Origin of the sequence: Aeromonas sanarellii, assembly GCF_000820085.1 — a bacterium.
In the GTDB taxonomy this organism is placed as follows: Bacteria; Pseudomonadota; Gammaproteobacteria; order Enterobacterales; family Aeromonadaceae; genus Aeromonas; species Aeromonas sanarellii.
Window position 1 is genome coordinate 73,812 of the sequence record NZ_CDBN01000021.1, and the last position, 15,887, is coordinate 89,698.

General features: G+C 63.8%; 14 protein-coding genes and 1 riboswitch. Of the genes, 7 read left to right on the top strand and 7 right to left on the bottom strand.

Features of this window, described 5'->3' with window-relative positions:
* Together lysC and argA are read right to left on the bottom strand one after the other, a co-directional pair.
* Positions 1-1,353, bottom strand: coding sequence for a lysine-sensitive aspartokinase 3 (gene lysC, locus BN1132_RS03980; protein ID WP_042075227.1), 1,353 nt, complete (start codon positions 1,351-1,353; stop codon positions 1-3).
* 86 nt (positions 1,354-1,439) lie between these two features.
* Positions 1,440-1,661: riboswitch (Lysine riboswitch) on the bottom strand.
* 106 nt (positions 1,662-1,767) lie between these two features.
* A complete protein-coding gene (gene argA, locus BN1132_RS03985) occupies positions 1,768-3,096 on the bottom strand; it encodes an amino-acid N-acetyltransferase (RefSeq protein WP_042075580.1) in 1,329 nt (442 codons plus the stop codon).
* Positions 3,097-3,349: 253 nt separating this feature from the next.
* Between argA and msrA the strand changes: the two genes are divergently transcribed.
* The gene (msrA, locus tag BN1132_RS03990) at positions 3,350-3,982 is read left to right on the top strand and encodes a peptide-methionine (S)-S-oxide reductase MsrA (RefSeq protein WP_042075228.1); all 633 of its coding nucleotides are present in this window, start codon (positions 3,350-3,352) and stop codon (positions 3,980-3,982) included.
* Between the two features lie 301 nt (positions 3,983-4,283).
* Here msrA and BN1132_RS03995 read toward each other — a convergent pair whose 3' ends face one another.
* From BN1132_RS03995 to BN1132_RS04005, 3 genes are read right to left on the bottom strand one after another with little or no spacing between them, the layout of a single operon-like run.
* Positions 4,284-4,619 carry a DUF3802 family protein gene (locus BN1132_RS03995; protein WP_042075230.1) on the bottom strand — a complete coding sequence of 112 codons (336 nt, stop codon included), beginning with the start codon at positions 4,617-4,619 and terminating at the stop codon, positions 4,284-4,286.
* 12 nt (positions 4,620-4,631) lie between these two features.
* The gene (locus tag BN1132_RS04000) at positions 4,632-5,171 is read right to left on the bottom strand and encodes a GNAT family N-acetyltransferase (RefSeq protein WP_042075232.1); all 540 of its coding nucleotides are present in this window, start codon (positions 5,169-5,171) and stop codon (positions 4,632-4,634) included.
* Between the two features lie 4 nt (positions 5,172-5,175).
* Positions 5,176-5,547 carry an MmcQ/YjbR family DNA-binding protein gene (locus BN1132_RS04005; RefSeq protein WP_042075234.1) on the bottom strand — a complete coding sequence of 124 codons (372 nt, stop codon included), beginning with the start codon at positions 5,545-5,547 and terminating at the stop codon, positions 5,176-5,178.
* 107 nt (positions 5,548-5,654) lie between these two features.
* Here BN1132_RS04005 and BN1132_RS04010 point away from each other — a divergent pair, with 107 nt between their 5' ends.
* Positions 5,655-6,452, top strand: coding sequence for an alpha/beta fold hydrolase (locus tag BN1132_RS04010; protein WP_042075237.1), 798 nt, complete (start codon positions 5,655-5,657; stop codon positions 6,450-6,452).
* A gap of 24 nt (positions 6,453-6,476) precedes the next feature.
* Here BN1132_RS04010 and BN1132_RS04015 read toward each other — a convergent pair whose 3' ends face one another.
* Positions 6,477-7,454: a LysR family transcriptional regulator gene (locus BN1132_RS04015; protein ID WP_084202571.1), complete on the bottom strand. Its 978-nt coding sequence runs from the start codon at positions 7,452-7,454 to the stop codon at positions 6,477-6,479.
* A 63-nt stretch (positions 7,455-7,517) separates the two neighbouring features.
* On the opposite strand from BN1132_RS04015, the gene BN1132_RS04020 reads away from it, so the two are divergent.
* The 5 genes from BN1132_RS04020 to BN1132_RS04040 are packed head-to-tail and all read left to right on the top strand — an operon-like array spanning position 7,518 to position 14,896.
* On the top strand, positions 7,518-9,215 hold the full coding sequence (locus BN1132_RS04020) for an L-lactate permease (protein ID WP_042075241.1): 1,698 nt from the start codon (positions 7,518-7,520) through the stop codon (positions 9,213-9,215).
* A gap of 13 nt (positions 9,216-9,228) precedes the next feature.
* Positions 9,229-10,029: a (Fe-S)-binding protein gene (locus tag BN1132_RS04025; protein WP_084202572.1), complete on the top strand. Its 801-nt coding sequence runs from the start codon at positions 9,229-9,231 to the stop codon at positions 10,027-10,029.
* A complete protein-coding gene (locus tag BN1132_RS04030) occupies positions 10,022-11,458 on the top strand; it encodes a LutB/LldF family L-lactate oxidation iron-sulfur protein (protein WP_042075244.1) in 1,437 nt (478 codons plus the stop codon). The genes BN1132_RS04025 and BN1132_RS04030 overlap by 8 nt, the downstream gene beginning before the upstream one ends.
* 1 nt (position 11,459) lies before the next feature.
* The gene (locus BN1132_RS04035; protein ID WP_042075247.1) at positions 11,460-12,104 is read left to right on the top strand and encodes a LutC/YkgG family protein; all 645 of its coding nucleotides are present in this window, start codon (positions 11,460-11,462) and stop codon (positions 12,102-12,104) included.
* On the top strand, positions 12,104-14,896 hold the full coding sequence (locus tag BN1132_RS04040; RefSeq protein ID WP_042075249.1) for an FAD-binding and (Fe-S)-binding domain-containing protein: 2,793 nt from the start codon (positions 12,104-12,106) through the stop codon (positions 14,894-14,896). Before BN1132_RS04035 ends, BN1132_RS04040 begins: the two co-directional genes overlap by 1 nt.
* A gap of 128 nt (positions 14,897-15,024) precedes the next feature.
* On the opposite strand, the gene BN1132_RS19310 is transcribed toward BN1132_RS04040, so the two are convergent.
* On the bottom strand, positions 15,025-15,726 hold the full coding sequence (locus BN1132_RS19310; protein ID WP_084202573.1) for a cold shock domain-containing protein: 702 nt from the start codon (positions 15,724-15,726) through the stop codon (positions 15,025-15,027).
* Between the last annotated feature and the right edge of the window lie 161 nt (positions 15,727-15,887).

Here is a 15,887-nt window from a genome sequence, read left to right on the forward strand (position 1 = left end):
TCAGTCGAGCAGCTCCCGGTGCAGGCAGTTGACGATGTGGCCCGCCTCGTCCTCTTTCACCAGGAAGCAGAGGTTGTGGGCGCTGGCGCCGTAGCAGATCATCCGGATGTTGTGCTCGCGGATGGCGTCGAACACCTGGCTGCCCACCCCGGCCGCCTCGCTCATGCGGTTGCCAATGAGGGCCACCAGGGCGAAGCCGGTCTCCACCTCCACCTTGCACAGCTGGCCGAGCTCCGCCAGCACCTTGTCATTGAGGATGGGTTCGCCGTTGCTCTGGCTGCCGGTGTGATCCAGGGTCAGCGATACGCTCACCTCGGAGGTGGTGATGAGATCCACCGAGATGCGGTGGCGGGCCAGGATGCCGAACACCTCGGCCAGGAAGCCGTAGGCGTGGAACATGTTGAGGCTGTGTAGGGTGACCAGCACCTGCTGGCGGCGCAGGGCCACGGCCCGGAACAGGGGATTGGTGCTGGTGCTGGCGCGGATCCAGGTGCCGCCGGCGGCCGGATCCCTGGCGGAGCCGACGAACACCGGGATGTCCTGGCGCAGGGCCGGTTGCAGGGTGGCCGGGTGCAGCACCTTGGCGCCGAAGGTGGCCATCTCCGCCGCCTCCACGAAGCTGATCTCGGGGATGGGGCGGGCCCGGGTGACCAGGCGCGGATCCGTGGTGTAGATGCCGGGGACGTCGGTCCAGATCTCTATGCTGCCTGCGTCCAGCGCCTCGGCGAGCAGGGCCGCGCTGTAGTCGGAGCCGCCGCGGCCGAGGGTGGTGGTACGGCCGTCGCCATCGGCACCGATGAAGCCCTGGGTGATGACGAGGTGGTCACCCAGCAGGGGGCCCAGCGTGGCTTGGCAGAGCGCGCGGGTCGCGGCGAGATCCACGGTGGCCTTGCCAAAGCGGCTGTCGGTGCGCAGCAGCTGGCGCGCATCCTGCCACTGGGCCTTGACGCCGCGCTGGTGCAGCAGCTCGGTGAAGAGGCGGGTGGACATCAGCTCGCCGCAGGCGATGAGCCTGTCCGCAATCTCGGCGTCGGTGTGCTGGCAGGCCTGGCGAGCCATGGTGCGGATGTCGCCGAGCTGGGCGTGAATGAGGGCGCTCACGTCGCTCGGGTTGCCGAGCGCGGTCAGGATGGCCTGCTGGATCCCGGTCAGCTTGTCGAGCAGGGTGTCCTGCCCGGCTTCGTCCAGTTCGCCCTGGGCCAGGCTCACCAGCAGGTTGGTGACGCCGGCGCTGGCGCTCAGCACCACCACCCGGGTCGCCGGATTGGCCAGCACCACGTCGGCGCAGTGGTTCATGGCCGCGGCATCGGCGACGCTGGTTCCGCCAAACTTGGCGACGTTGATGAGGTTCATTGCATACTCCTGTCTCAAGGTGAAAATCCGGTTTCATCGGGCAAAAGAGAGGAGGAGGCAAAAAATGGCAGGAAAACGTGAGGATCCCGGCCAGAAGCACTCCACCCGTGGTGCCCATCCCGCAAGGATCCTGCTGGATGCCTGTGGGATGCACACGACCGATGACAACCCGGGGGATTCAGCCCCCGCAGCCGACGTGGCGGTGTCCAGTCACTCGCCTCGTCTCGGCGCTGCTCCCCCTGACCCAAGTTCACCGGATTCTGGTGTCCTCCCTTGGGCTGCCTGGGCAGCGCTCCTCTTCTGGTGCCACCCTGGGGTGGCGTACATGTACAAATACCCTGCACTGGATTGCACTGTCAATCGAGTTTGTAAAAAAGTACACAATTGACGGCAACCAGACACAAGATCAACAAGTTACGAAATGGTCTTGGACAAAACCTTGGAGCGGCGCTGCCAGTTGTAGAGGCGCTGGCGCGCCACCGGCAGATCCTCCACCTCCAGGGGATCGAAGCCCCGCTCCCGGAACCAGTGGATGGAGCGGGTAGTGAGCACGAACAGGCGGCGGATGCCGAGCCGCTTGGCCCGCTCGGCCACCTTGGCGATCAGGGTGTCGCCCCGGTTGGAGTTGCGGTACTCCGGGTGAATGGCGACGCAGGCCATCTCGGCCATCGCCTCCTCCATAAAGCAGTAGAGGGCGGCGCAGCCGATGATGAGGCCGTCGCGCTCTATGATGGTGAACTTGTCTATCTCCATCTCCAGCTGCTCCCGGGAGCGGCGCACCAGTATGCCTTCCTCCTCCAGGGGGCGGATGAGATCCAGGATGCCGCCGATGTCCTCTATGGTGGCGGCCCGCGCCCGCTCGGCGCTTTCGCGCACTATCTGGGTGCCGAGGCCCTCGCGGCTGAACAGCTCCTGCAGCATGGCGCCGTCATCCTGATAGCTCACCAGGTGGGAGCGGGGCACGCCACCCCGGCAGGAGGCGATGGCCGCGCGCAGGTAGCGGGCGGTGCCGGACATCTCTTCCCCCGCCTGCTCCAGCTCCGCCAGCAGCTCCTCGGCCTGCTCGGGGAAGAGCTCGGAGATGGCCTCTCCGTGTCTGTCCATGACCCCCTGGGTGCTGCTGAAGCAGATGAGCTTGTCCGCTTTCAGATCCACCGCCACCCGGCGGGCTACCTCTTCCGAGCTCAGGTTGAAGCTCTCGCCGGTGACCGAGCAGCCGATGGGGGAGATGAGCACCAGGCCATGCTGATCCAGCTGGCGGGTGATCCCCTCCACGTCGATGCGCCGTACCCGGCCGCTGTGGCAAAAATCGATGCCGTCGTCGACCCCCAGCGGTTGGGCGGTGACGAAGTTGCCGCTCACCACGCTGATGCGCGCCCCCTGCATGGGGGTGTTGGCCAGCCCCATGGAGAGCTGGGCCGTGATGTCGTATTGCAGACCGCCGCACACCTGCTTGATGATGGCGAAGCTCTGGTCGTCGGTGACCCGGACCCGCCTGTGGTACTGGGCCTGGATGCCGGCGCGGGCCAGGGCCTCGTCATTTTGCGGCCGCGAGCCGAACACCAGCACCAGGCGAATGCCGAGGGTCTGCAGCAGGGCGATGTCGCTGACGATGTTGGCAAAGTTGGGGTGGCAGATGGCTTCCCCGCCGATCATCAGGACGAAGGTGGCACCCCGATGCACGTTGACATAGGGGGTGGACTGCCGAAAGGCATGGACCAGGCTGGGTTCGCGTTCACGCACGTGTTTCATTCCATAAAAAAGCAGCAATTTGCTCAATATATGAAAATTAATTCACAAATCAAGACTAAATATTGCATTAGTGATTTTTTGCCGTGATTTTGACCAGGGGGAGGGAGAGGGGCCGCGAGGGGCACCGGAGGGCGGCCCTCGCCGCGGGAGGCCGCCCTCGGTTGATCCGGGCTAGGAACCTGTTATCTTCGGTGTTCCTTTTCGTCAGCCGCATCGCGCGGGGTTTTATACAAGGACAGGGCATATGGAGCAGATTATTTCACCGGCAGAGGCCCTGCCGGGACGGCGGGAAGCGCTGGAGATTGGCCAGCAGCACGCGGTAAACGGTCATCCGACCCAGGGGCCCTGGCCCGAGGGGATGGAGCTGGCCTGGTTTGGCATGGGGTGTTTCTGGGGCGTCGAGCGGCTGTTCTGGCAGCAGCCCGGGGTCTATTCCACCGCCGCCGGTTATCAGGGGGGGCTGACCCCCAACCCCACCTACAAGGAGGTGTGCAGCGGGCTGACCGGCCACGCCGAGACGGTGCAGGTGGTGTTCGATCCCAGGGTCATCGGCTATGGGGATCTCATCAAGCTGTTCTGGGAACACCACGATCCGGCCCAGGGGATGCGCCAGGGCGGCGACATCGGCACCCAGTACCGCTCGGTGATCTTCTATGCCGACGAGAGCCAGGAGGCTATCGCCCAGCAGAGCCTGGCCGCCTACCAGCAGGCCATGACGGCGAGCGGTGACGGGCGCACCATCACCACCCGCATCCTGCCGCTGGCGCCCTTCTACTACGCCGAGGATTATCACCAGCAGTATCTGGAGAAGAACCCGGAAGGCTATTGCGGTCTGGGGGGCATAGGCGTCTGCCTGCCGCCCAGCCTCAATCGCTGAGGCGTCGTCGCGCAACACGGGGCCAGCTGGCCCCGTGTCACATTTTTGAAAGAAGGGTGAAATAAATATCGAGAAAATACTGTCTGGCGGGGAACTAAACTGAACCAGGGCTGACCAACAGGTTAGCTACCATGGATGGAAGCCAAGACCAGACACCTTTGTTGCTCCGATATTCATTCAACTGACAAGCGCGATGAATTGACAATGCTAGCAAGCAGGGCTGCCCGATGAGGCGGCCCTTTTCATTGGCGTCTCGCCTCATTGGCGTCTCGACGCGGCACGGACGAGGGGCGGGAAGGGCCTAGCCTATGGTGTTGTCGAACAGGTTCTTGATGAGACTGATGAACTCGTCGAGGAAGGCGTGCTGGGCCGGGGTGGGGGCGCGCAGCCAGACGGCGGAAAGCACCTCCTCCAGATCGGCCACCACGGCGTCGGCTTCCTGCATGATCATGAAACGCACCTTGGGATCGAGCTGGGGATTCTGCTCGCAGATGGTCATCAGGTTCTCGGCCACCCGGCCGCTCACCAGATCCTCGATGGTCTGGGTGCCGCTGCCCTGCTGCTGGCTCTCGAACAGACCCAGACTCTCTACCAGATACTCGACCAGCGCTATGTAGCCGTCGCTCTCTACCACCATGATGGCTGCCTTCTATCCATTGCCTTGAGGAAATGGTGCGTATTTTAGTGGCTGCCCCCCGCTTGGCAAGCGGCAGTAGAGGCGATGGCGGATAAAACGGACGCCGCCCCGCTCCACGGTTTCCAATCCGGCCAGCTCGAAGCCGTGGCGCAGGAAGAGGGCGAGGCTGAAGGCGCTCGCCTCCGTGGTCAGAAGAGACAACCCAAGCCGGACGGCGCCCTGAAGCACCGTCTCCAGCAACTGGGTGCCGAGCCCCTGGCGCTGGTGATCCGCGCTCACGTAGAGCAGGCTGAGATGGCCGTCGTCGCTCAGGGTAGCAAAGCCGAGGGGGAGGGGGCCTGTCTGGGTGAGCTCTTCGATGACCCAGCCGTGATGCTCGCGCAGCTGGCTCACCAGCCCCGGATGATGGGCTCCCAGGGCCCATTGCTCCACCTGCTCCGGGCTGTAGTGTTCGGGGCCCAGGCGGCGCACCGACTGCTCGAACAGGGTCAGCAGTGCAGGAAGGTGCTGCTCGTTCAGGGGGACAATCCGCCTCTGTCGCGTCGCTGGCATCCCGCTACCCTGCCTGACCGGATGATGCCGGCGCCTGGGGCCGCCTGGCTTTGGGCAGACCCGCCACCACCCGCTCGTAGGAGTGGACTATCCAGCCCTGCCAGAGATCGTCCGGCAGGCTCTCCCTCAGGGTCACGGTGTTCCAGTGCTGCTTGTTCATGTGCCAGCCCGGTTTGACCTCGGGATGGATCTCCCGCAGCAGCAGGGCGAGCTCGGGTTCGCACTTCAAGTTGATGGAGAGCGGCTCGGCCTGCCAGTCCACCAGGGCGAACATCTTGCCGGCGATGCGATAGACCAGGATCTCCGGGCCGAAGGGGGTGTCCTCGGTGGCGCCGGGCTGGCTGAGCAAAAATTCACGCAATTGCACGAGTGTCATGGAGGACTCCGCTCTGGTCCGATCATGGAGGAAGCATGTTCACCGGGGTGAGCCATCTGTTAATATGCGCGGCGAGTATACCCCCCATCACCCCGGGAGCCCATGAGATGTTGTACCACAAGACCTTTGAACTGGGTCCCGATCGGGATTGGGTGGTGTTCGTGCACGGAGCGGGCGGCAGCTCCTCCATCTGGTTCAAGCAGCTGCGCGCCTACCGGGAGCACTTCAACGTGCTGTTGCTGGACTTGCGCGGCCACGGCCAGTCGAACCAGCTGCAGCAGGTGGTGAAGGGCCATTACAGCTTCCGGGCGGTGACCGAGGACATCCTGCGTCTGCTGGATCACCTGCGCATCCCCCATGCCCACTTCGTCGGCATTTCGCTCGGTACCATTCTCATCCGCCACCTGGCGGAGCTCTGCCCCGAGCGGGTCAAGAGCATGGTGCTGGGCGGCGCCATCCTGCGCCTCGATATCCGCTCCCGGGTGCTGGTGCAGCTGGGTCGCCTCGGCCAGCACATCCTGCCCTACATGTGGCTCTACCGCCTGTTCGCCTTCATCATCATGCCGCGCCAGCACCATCAGGAGTCCCGCAACCTCTTCGTGCGCGAGGCCAGAAAGCTGTGCCAGAAAGAGTTCAAGCGCTGGTTCCGCCTCGCCACCGAGGTGAATCCCCTGATGCGTTATTTTCGCGAGCGGGCCCTGCCCATTCCCACCCTCTACGTGATGGGGGAGGAGGATCACATGTTCCTCGCCCCGGTGCGCGAGCAGGTGGCCCGGGACCCCTTCAGCCGGCTCGAGATCATCGAGAAGTGCGGCCACGTCTGCAACGTGGAGCAGCCGGAGCTCTTCAACCGCCAGTCCCTGGCGTTTCTCTCCCGCCAGGCGGGGACACAGCCTGCCACCTGACTCCAGGCGTTGCCGCGAGCCTGCTCACACGAAGTAGTGGGCGATGTCGAGGTAGCGCTGGCGGATATGCTCGATAAGCAACCTTATCTTGCGCGGCGGCTGGCGGGTGAAGGGGTAGACGGCGTAGATCCCGAGCTTCTTGCCCACCCGGTCCGGAAACAAGTCCACCAGATCTCCGTTCATCAGGTCGTGATAGACCAGACAGCGCGGCACGTAGACGATGCCGCGCCCCCCCAGCGCCGCCTTGCGCAGGGCCCCGGCGTTGTCAGTGGAGAAGCTCCCCGACACCGACACCAGGTAGTTGCCATCTTCCCCCTTGAAGGCCCACTCCGAGGCCCCCGTGCTCTGGTAGGCGTAGCGCAGGCAGTTGTGGGTGAGCAAGTCTGACGGCTCGCGCGGCGCCCCGAAGCGACGCACGTAGGCGGGGGCAGCGCAGATCACCCACTGGGAGTCGAGGATGTGGCGGGCAATCAGGCTCGAATCATCCAGATAGCCGGTGCGAATGACCAGATCGAACCCCTCTTCCACCAGATTGACGAAGCGGTTGTCGAGCGACATCTCCACCGTGAGCCCGGGGTGCTGCTGGCAAAAATCGGCCACGGCGTCGGCGAGCAGCAGCTCCCCCGAGATGGTGGGCACCGACATCCGCACATGACCGCTCACCTTTTCACCGAATCCCGCCACCGCATCGAAGGCGTCCAGTGCGGCGGCCTTCACATTTTTGGCACCCTGATAGAGCTCCTTGCCCGCCTCGCTCAGGGTCAGCCGGCGGGTGGTGCGATAGAGCAGCTGCACCCCGAGTTCCTCTTCCAGGCGCCCAATCCGTTTGCTAACCACTGAATTTGTCAGGGAATTTTGTTCGGCCACCTTGCTGAAGGAGCCTGCCTCCACCACCTGGGCGAAGAGAATGAGGTCGTCGGTACTGGCCATATTTGTCGATTTTAGGAATGAATGTTGTTCATTATTTCCATATATCGCGAAAAAGGAACAGGGTAAGGTCACGTTCGCTTAACAAAACAACAACAAGGTGCGCCCGTCGCACGACCTCTGGACAAGGATGCAATGATGACAGACACCCTGTTGGCCCTGGTGGCCTTCTCGCCGATCGTGGTGGCCGCCGTGCTGCTGGTCGGCCTCAACTGGCCCGCCAAGCGCGCCATGCCCATCGCCTTTATCCTGACCGTATTCATCGCCCTCTGGGGCTGGCAGATGAGCCCGACCCGGGTGCTCGCCTCCAGCCTGCAGGGGCTCATCATCACGGTGACCGTGCTCTGGATAGTGTTCGGCGCCATCCTGATGCTCAACACCCTGAAACACACCGGTGCCATCGCCGCGATCCGCGGCGGTTTCACCAATATCTCGCCGGACCGGCGCATCCAGGCCATCATCATCGCCTGGTGCTTCGGTGCCTTTATCGAGGGAGCCTCAGGGTTTGGCACCCCGGCCGCCATCGCCGCCCCCCTGCTGGTGGCCATCGGCTTCCCGGCGCTGGCCGCCGTGCTGCTCGGCATGATGATCCAGTCCACCCCGGTGTCGTTTGGTGCGGTGGGTACCCCCATCCTGGTGGGCATCAACAAGGGGCTGGATAACCAGGCCATCGGCCACACCCTGAGCGCCGGCGGCAGCAGCTGGGACATCTACCTGCAGCAGGTGACCACCAACGTGGCCCTCATTCACGCCACCGTCGGCACCCTGATGCCGGTGCTCATGGTGATGATGTTGACCCGCTTCTTCGGCCGCAACCGCAGCTGGACCGAGGGGCTCTCCATCCTGCCCTTCGCGATTTTCGCCGGGCTCGCCTTCACCGTGCCCTATGCCCTCACCGGCATGCTGCTCGGCCCCGAGTTCCCGTCCCTTATCGGCGGCCTGGTGGGGCTGGCTCTGGTGGTGACGGCGGCGCGCCACGGTTTTCTGGTGCCGAAGAACACCTGGGATTTCGCCCCCGAGAAAGAGTGGCCCGCCGAGTGGCTGGGCTCCTTGAAGCTCGATCTCAAAGAGGCTGCCGGCCGCCCCATGTCGCTCATGCTGGCCTGGCTCCCCTATGTGGCGCTGGCCCTCTTGCTGGTGGCGAGCCGGGTGAGCCCGGAATTCAAGGCAAGCCTGTTGTCGGTGAGCCTCGCCTTCACGGATCTGCTGGGTGAGAAGGGGGTCAGCGCCTCCATTGAGCCGCTCTACCTGCCGGGGGGCCTGCTGGTGTTCTGCGCCCTGCTCGCCACCCTGATTCAAGCCCGTGCCCTGGCGCCCCTCGGCCGCGCCGTGAGCGAGTCGAGCCGCACCCTGATCGGCGCCGGTTTCGTGCTGATCTTCACCGTGCCCATGGTGCGCATCTTCATCAACTCCGGCGTCAACGGGGCGGATCTCGCCAGCATGCCGGTGACCACTGCGAATTTTGCCGCAGGGCTCGTCGGGGAGTTCTTCCCGGCCCTGAGCGCCACTATCGGCGCGCTGGGGGCCTTTATCGCCGGCTCCAACACGGTGTCGAACATGATGTTCAGCCAGTTCCAGTTCGAGGTGGCCCAGACCCTGGGGGTCTCCACCGCCGCCATGCTGGCGCTGCAGGCGGTCGGTGCCGCGGCCGGCAACATGATTGCCATCCACAACGTGGTGGCGGCGTCGGCCACCGTGGGCCTCTTGGGGCGCGAGGGGGCGACGCTGCGCAAGACGGCGCTGCCGACCCTCTACTACCTGCTGGCCACCGGCCTTATCGGGCTGGCGCTCATGTACAGCTTCCACGTCTCGGACGCACTGCTGCAGTTGAAGTAAAGGAGAGCAAGTGATGAAGGTAATGCGGGTCTATCCGGCCAAGCCGGCCGATGTCTATCTCTACGCCACCTGTCTGGTGGACCTGTTCGACCCGGTGGCGGGACTCGATGCCATCGCCCTGATCGAGCGGGAAGGGATAAGGGTGCACTTTGTCGAGAAACAGACCTGCTGCGGGCAGCCGGCCTACACCTCGGGTCACGAGGAGGAGGCGCGCAAGGTGGCGCAAAGTCAGATGGCGCTCTTCCCCGAGCCCTGGCCGGTGGTGGTGCTGTCGGGCTCCTGCGGCGGCATGATGCACCATCACTACCGCCGCCTCTTCCCGGACAGCCCCGAGGTGGCGGCGTTTTGCGAGCGGGTGTTCGAGCTCACCGAGTTTCTGGCCCGGGTCTGCCGGGTGCGCTGGCGCGCCGTGGGGGAGGCGAACATCGTCATGCACACCTCCTGCTCGGCCCGGCGCGAGATGCAGGTGCACACCACGGCCCGCAGCCTGCTGGGGCAACTGGGCGGCGTCACCCTGCACGAACAGGCTTACGAGAGCGAGTGCTGCGGTTTTGGCGGCACCTTCTCGGTGCGCCACCCCCACATCAGCCAGGCCATGGTGGAGGACAAGACCCGCCACCTGCTGGCGACCGGCGCCGACACCCTGGTGAGCGCCGACTGGGGGTGCCTCTTGAACATCAAGGGATCCCTGGCCTATCAGGGCAAGACGCTCCCCGCCACCCATCTGGCCAGCTTCCTGCTCGCCCATAGCGAGCCGGTATCAGACAAACAAGGGGCTCAGGCCCTGCAAAAACAGGGGGCCCATCATGAGTGATCACGCCAAGTATTCGCCGCGCCGCTTCCACCCCCAGGCCGAGGCGGCCCTGGCCGACCCCGTGCTGCGCCAGAATTTTCGCGGCGCCATGGATTACCTGCGCGGCAAGCGGCGCGACGCCTTCGCCGACCCGCAGGAAGAAGCGGCGGTGCGCGATGCGGCCGAGCAAATTCGCCAGCGCTGCCTCTCGCGCTTGCCGGAGCTGCTGGAGCAGCTCGAAGCCAACTGCGAGCGCAACGGTATCAGGGTGCACTGGGCCCAGACGCCGGCCGAGGCCAACGCCATCATCCTCGGCATCGCTCAGCAGCATGGGGTGAGCAGCATCGCCAAGGGCAAGTCCATGGTGAGCGAGGAGGTGGGCTTCAACCACGAGATGGCGCGCCACGGCATTCGCTGTCTTGAGAGCGACATGGGGGAGTTTATCGTCCAGCTCGACGGCGACACCCCGTCCCACATCATCATGCCCGCCATCCACAAGAACAAGCAGGAGGTGAGCGACACCTTCGCAAGCAACCTGGAAGGCTTTACCCCCACCACGGACGTGGACGCCCTGATCCAGACCGGGCGGCGGGCCCTGCGCGAAGAGTTTCGCCGCGCCGGCATGGGGCTCTCCGGCGTCAACTTCGCGGTGGCCGAGACTGGCAGCCTGTGCCTCGTCGAGAACGAGGGCAACGGGCGCATGTGCACCACTGTGCCGAAAGTGCACGTGGCCATCACCGGCATCGAGAAGGTGGTGGAGTTTTTCAGTGACGTACCGCCTCTTTACAGCGCCCTGACCCGCTCGGCCACCGGCCAGGCCATCACCACCTACTTCAACGTCATCAGCGGCCCGCGCCGGGCAGGGGAGCTGGACGGCCCGGACGAGGTGCACCTGGTGCTGCTCGACAACGGCCGCAGCCAGGCTTACCGGGATGAGGAGCTGCGCAAGACATTGCAGTGCATCCGCTGCGGCGCCTGCATGAACCACTGCCCGGTTTACACCCGCATCGGCGGCCACGCCTACGGCACCATCTACCCGGGCCCCATCGGCAAGATCATCTCCCCCCACCTGCTGGGGCTGGAAAGCACGAGCGATCTGGTGACCGCATCGAGCCTGTGCGGGGCCTGCGGCGAGGTGTGCCCGGTGCGTATCCCCATTCCCGACATGTTGCAGCGCCTGCGCCGGGAGGCCAAACACGACGCAGAGCCCGGTCACGAACCGCTGGCGGGGCAGGGGGCGGCCAGGAGCCGGCTCGAGACCCTGGCCATGCAGGGCTTTGCCTTTGCCGCCACTCATCCGCGCCTCTATCACGCCGCGACCGGTGTGGCCGGTCGCCTGCGGGGCTTGATGCCCAAACACTTGGGCCCCTGGACCCAGTGCCGCGAGGCCCCCAAACCCGCCCCCCAGAGCCTGCACGCCCTGCTGCGCCAGAAGAAGAAGGAGTCCTGAGATGTCGAGCAAAGAGGCTATCTTGAACCGCCTGCGCGGCGCCGCTACCCCCATTGCCCAGGCTCCGCACGCCTGGCAGCCCTGGCGCGGGGAAGATGACAACGCGCGGCGTGAGCGCTTTCTTGGCATGATCACCGCCAGCCACGCCGAGATCCTCACTGTCCAACAGGCAAACCTGGCCCGTGATCTGAGCGCCTGGCTGGATGAAGAAGGCGTGACGAGTCTGGCCTGTGGCCAGGGCGGCCGCTGGCAGGATGAGGTCACGGCCGCCTGCGCCGGGCGCTCTGTGTTGACCCCGGCGGGGGAGTTCGCCGGCTGGAAAGACGAGCTGTTTGACGTTTGTCAGGCGGGGATCACCCACTGCGCGGGGGCCATCGCCGATACCGGGACGCTGGTGTTGCTGCCGGACGGCGGCGAGCCGCGCACCTTATCCCTGGTGCCCCCCTGCCATATCGCCCTGCTGGCGGCCTCCACCATCGCCGACAACCTGGCAGGGCTGGTGGAGGCCGGACGCTGGCAGCAGGCCATGCCCACCAATCTGCTGCTGGTCTCCGGCCCCTCCAAGACCGCCGACATCCAGCAGACCCTGGCCTACGGCGCCCACGGCCCGAGCCGCCTGCTGGTAGTGCTGGTGGAGGATTGCTGATGGGCTGGAATGAATTTGACGCCGCCGTGCTTTCGCGTATCCCGCCGGAGCGGCTGGTGAGCGACCCGGACTTGCGGCTCGCCCACGGCACGGACGCCAGCTTCTACCGGCTGGTGCCCGAGCGCATCGTGCGCCTCGACTCCCTCGATGAAGTGCGCTTTGTGCTGGGGGTGTGCCGCGAATTGCACCTGCCGTGCACCTTTCGCGCCGCCGGCACCAGCCTCTCGGGTCAGGCCCTGAGCGATTCGGTGCTTATCACTCTCACCGATAGCTGGCGCGGCCACCGCATTCTGGACGAGGGCAAGCGCATCGCCCTGCAACCCGGGGTGATCGGCGCCGATGCCAACCGCTATCTGGCGCCTCTGGGCCGCAAGATTGGGCCGGATCCCGCCTCCATCAACGCCTGCAAGCTGGGCGGCATCGCCGCCAACAACGCGAGCGGCATGTGCTGCGGCACCGCCCACAACAGCTATCACACCCTGCACGCCATGACCCTGCTGCTGGCCGATGGCACCGTGCTGGAGAGCGGTGATCCCCACAGCCGCGCCGCCTTGGCGACCAGACGCCCGGAGCTGCTGGCCGGGCTCGCCGCCCTGCGCGCCGAAGTGCTGGCGAACGCCGAGCTTGCCGCCAAAATTCGCCACAAGTACCGGCTCAAGAACACCACCGGCTACGCCATCAATGCCCTGCTCGACCATCAAGACCCCATCGATATCCTCACCCACCTGATGATCGGCTCGGAGGGGACCCTCGGCTTTATCGCCGAGGTGGTGCTCGATACCGTGCCCGAATACCCCCACAAGGCCTCGGCCCTGCTGGTGTTTCGGGATGCGGAGCAGGCCTGTCTGGCCACCTCGCGCCTGAAAAGTGCGCCGGTGGCGGCGGTGGAGCTGATGGATGGGCGCTCCCTTCGCTCGGTCGCGGGCAAGCCCGGCCTGCCGGACTTTATCAAGACGCTGGACCTGGCTGCCTGCGCCCTGCTTGTCGAGGTGCATGGGGAATCGAAAGAGGAGCTGGTGACTCGCTGCGAGCAGGTGACGGCCATGGCGGCCGAGTTCGCCCAGGTCGCCTCTGTGCCTTTTACTACCGATAGCGCCGGGCTCTGGGCCATTCGCAAGGGGCTCTTCCCGGCGGTGGGGGCGGTGCGCACCACCGGCACCACCGTCATCATCGAGGATGTCGCCTTTCCCATCGAGCGTCTGGCCGAAGGGGTTGCGGGGCTGCAGCAACTGTTCGACGAGTTTGAGTATCACGAGGCCATCATCTTCGGCCACGCGCTGGAGGGGAACCTGCACTTCGTTTTTACCCAGGGGTTCGAGGATCCGGCGCAGGTGGCCCGCTACGGCGCCTTTATGGATGCGGTGGCCGAACTCGTCGCCGTGCGCTTTGGCGGGTCGCTCAAGGCCGAGCACGGCACCGGCCGCAACATGGCCCCCTATGTGGAGCTGGAATGGGGGCCGGAGGGGATGGCGCTGATGCGCCGCATCAAGGCGCTGCTCGACCCCGATGGCCTGCTCAATCCCGGCGTCATCATCAACGACGACCCCAAGGCCCATCTGGCCCACCTCAAGCCCATGCCGGCGAGCGATGCTATCGTCGATCCGTGCATCGAGTGCGGCTTTTGCGAGGCGGTCTGCCCCTCGCGCACCCTGTCGCTCTCGCCGCGCCAGCGCATCGTGCTTTACCGCGAACTGGCCCGCCGCAATCGTGCCGATGAGCCCTCCAACCAGCTGGCCCGGCTGTTTGACTATCAGGGCATCGACACCTGCGCCGCCACCGGGCTCTGCGCCGATCGCTGCCCGGTCGGCATCAATACCGGTGCGCTCATCAAGAAGCTGCGCACTGACAAATACCGGCGCTTCGTGCCCATCGCCCGCTGGAGCGCCGATCACTTCGCCGGCGTCACCCGCACGGCTCGCGGAGCCCTCGGCCTCAAAAGGATTGCCGGCAAGCTGTTGGGGGACAAAGCGCTGGCCGGATTGGTGAACGGGGTTCGCCATCTGAGCGGCCAGCGCACACCCGCCTGGCTGCCGACCCTGCCGGGCCCGAGCCGCTACCGGTGGTCGCAAGGGGAGGGGAGCAATGATGGATCCATCGAGCGCGCCGTGGTCTATCTGCCGTCGTGCGCCAGCCGGGTATTCGGCCAGCAGGAGGATGCCCCGTCACTGCCGGACGTGGTGTTATCCCTGCTCAAGAAGGCGGGTTGCCGGGTGATAGTGCCGGTGAGAGTTGAGGGGCTCTGCTGCGGCATGCCCTATGACAGCAAGGGGATGGTCGAGGTGGCTGCCGCCAAGCGCAGTGAGCTGGTGGCGGCGCTGTGGCAGGCAAGCGAGCAGGGGCGCTGGCCCGTGCTGCTCGATACCAGCCCCTGCGTGCAGCGACTGCTGTCGGGGGCGCTCGGCAAGGGGCTTCGGGTGTTCGAGCCCTCCGCCTTTGTGCTGGAACACCTGCTACCCCACCTTGAGCTGACCCCCATCGACGAGACCGTCATGCTCCATATCACCTGCAGCAGCCGGCGCATGGGGCTGGGGGAGACGATGCTGGCGGTGGCCCGCGCCTGCGCCCGTGAGGTGATAATCCCTGAGCATATCCAGTGCTGCGGCTTTGCCGGCGACAAGGGGCTGATGACCCCGGAGCTCAACGCCGCGGCGCTTGCCAGCCTGCCAGCCCAGGTGCCCAGCGATTGCCGTCAGGGTTTCAGCAACAGCCGCACCTGCGAAATGGGGCTCAGCCAGCACGCCGGCATTCCCTATCACAGCATCCTTTATCTGGTGGATCAGGCGGCGAGATAAAGAAAGCCCCGGCAGAACAAGTTCTGACGGGGCTTTCTTTGTTGGAAAAATAGGAGCAAGAGTCTGACGTCTATTTTTAACGCCTATGGCCGCTAGCTGCTTCACACCAAGTTCTCATTATGTAATGTTCAACTCAGCCAGGATGCAATAGACACTAACCCTACTGGAATAACGATCATCATTGCTAGAACACCAAGGCAGCCGCTACCCCGGCTTGATGATGAGTGGAAATTATTACTTGTGTTTTCTCGGTTATTCAACCATTCAGCATGGCAATTTGAGCAATAGAGTTTTATTGTGCCCGTATTCCAAGCACGAATGGTGCGATTGTCAAACGGAGCATTGCAGCGACAGCGAGAACAGGTAAAAAATTTGTTTGAAGGTTTTTTTGGACGACTAAATAGAGCCAGTGGTATTATTGCAAAAAATGCAATTGGAAGTGATGTTGTAAGGTCTTTTTCTTTAAAATAGTTAAAGCCAGCTAACGTTATCAAAACTATAGCCAGGATTAAAAAAACATAATCCAGAGGTGTTTTTCTGACTGGTTCAAGGATGATTTTTTTATCACTTGACCCTCCCTTAGCACGATGGCTTTGTTTGGAAGGCTGTGTGATAGGACGAAGAGTCCAACCTTCATAGTAAACTTCTGTAGCTCTCACTCGTCGCTGACTATCGGTTTCAGTCTCAAACAATACCTCGTCATTAATCTGTGGCCTTCTGTCTTTGGGGCTTACAGCAGAAATATGAAAGAATGTTTTTTCTGAACCATCTTCTGGCGTAATAAATCCAAAGCCCTTGTCATCATTCCATTGAGTAATTTTTCCTTTCATTTTCTTCCCTGGGTGTCGAATGTTGAATTGACTGTGTTAATGTTCGAGGGATTGACAAAGAAAGTGATTTTTTATTCTTGTGTCCCTAGATGCTTTCTATATAGAGAAAGGTCTCACTGTGATTTTTATATCGTATACCACATTCAATCTTGATGTTGTGG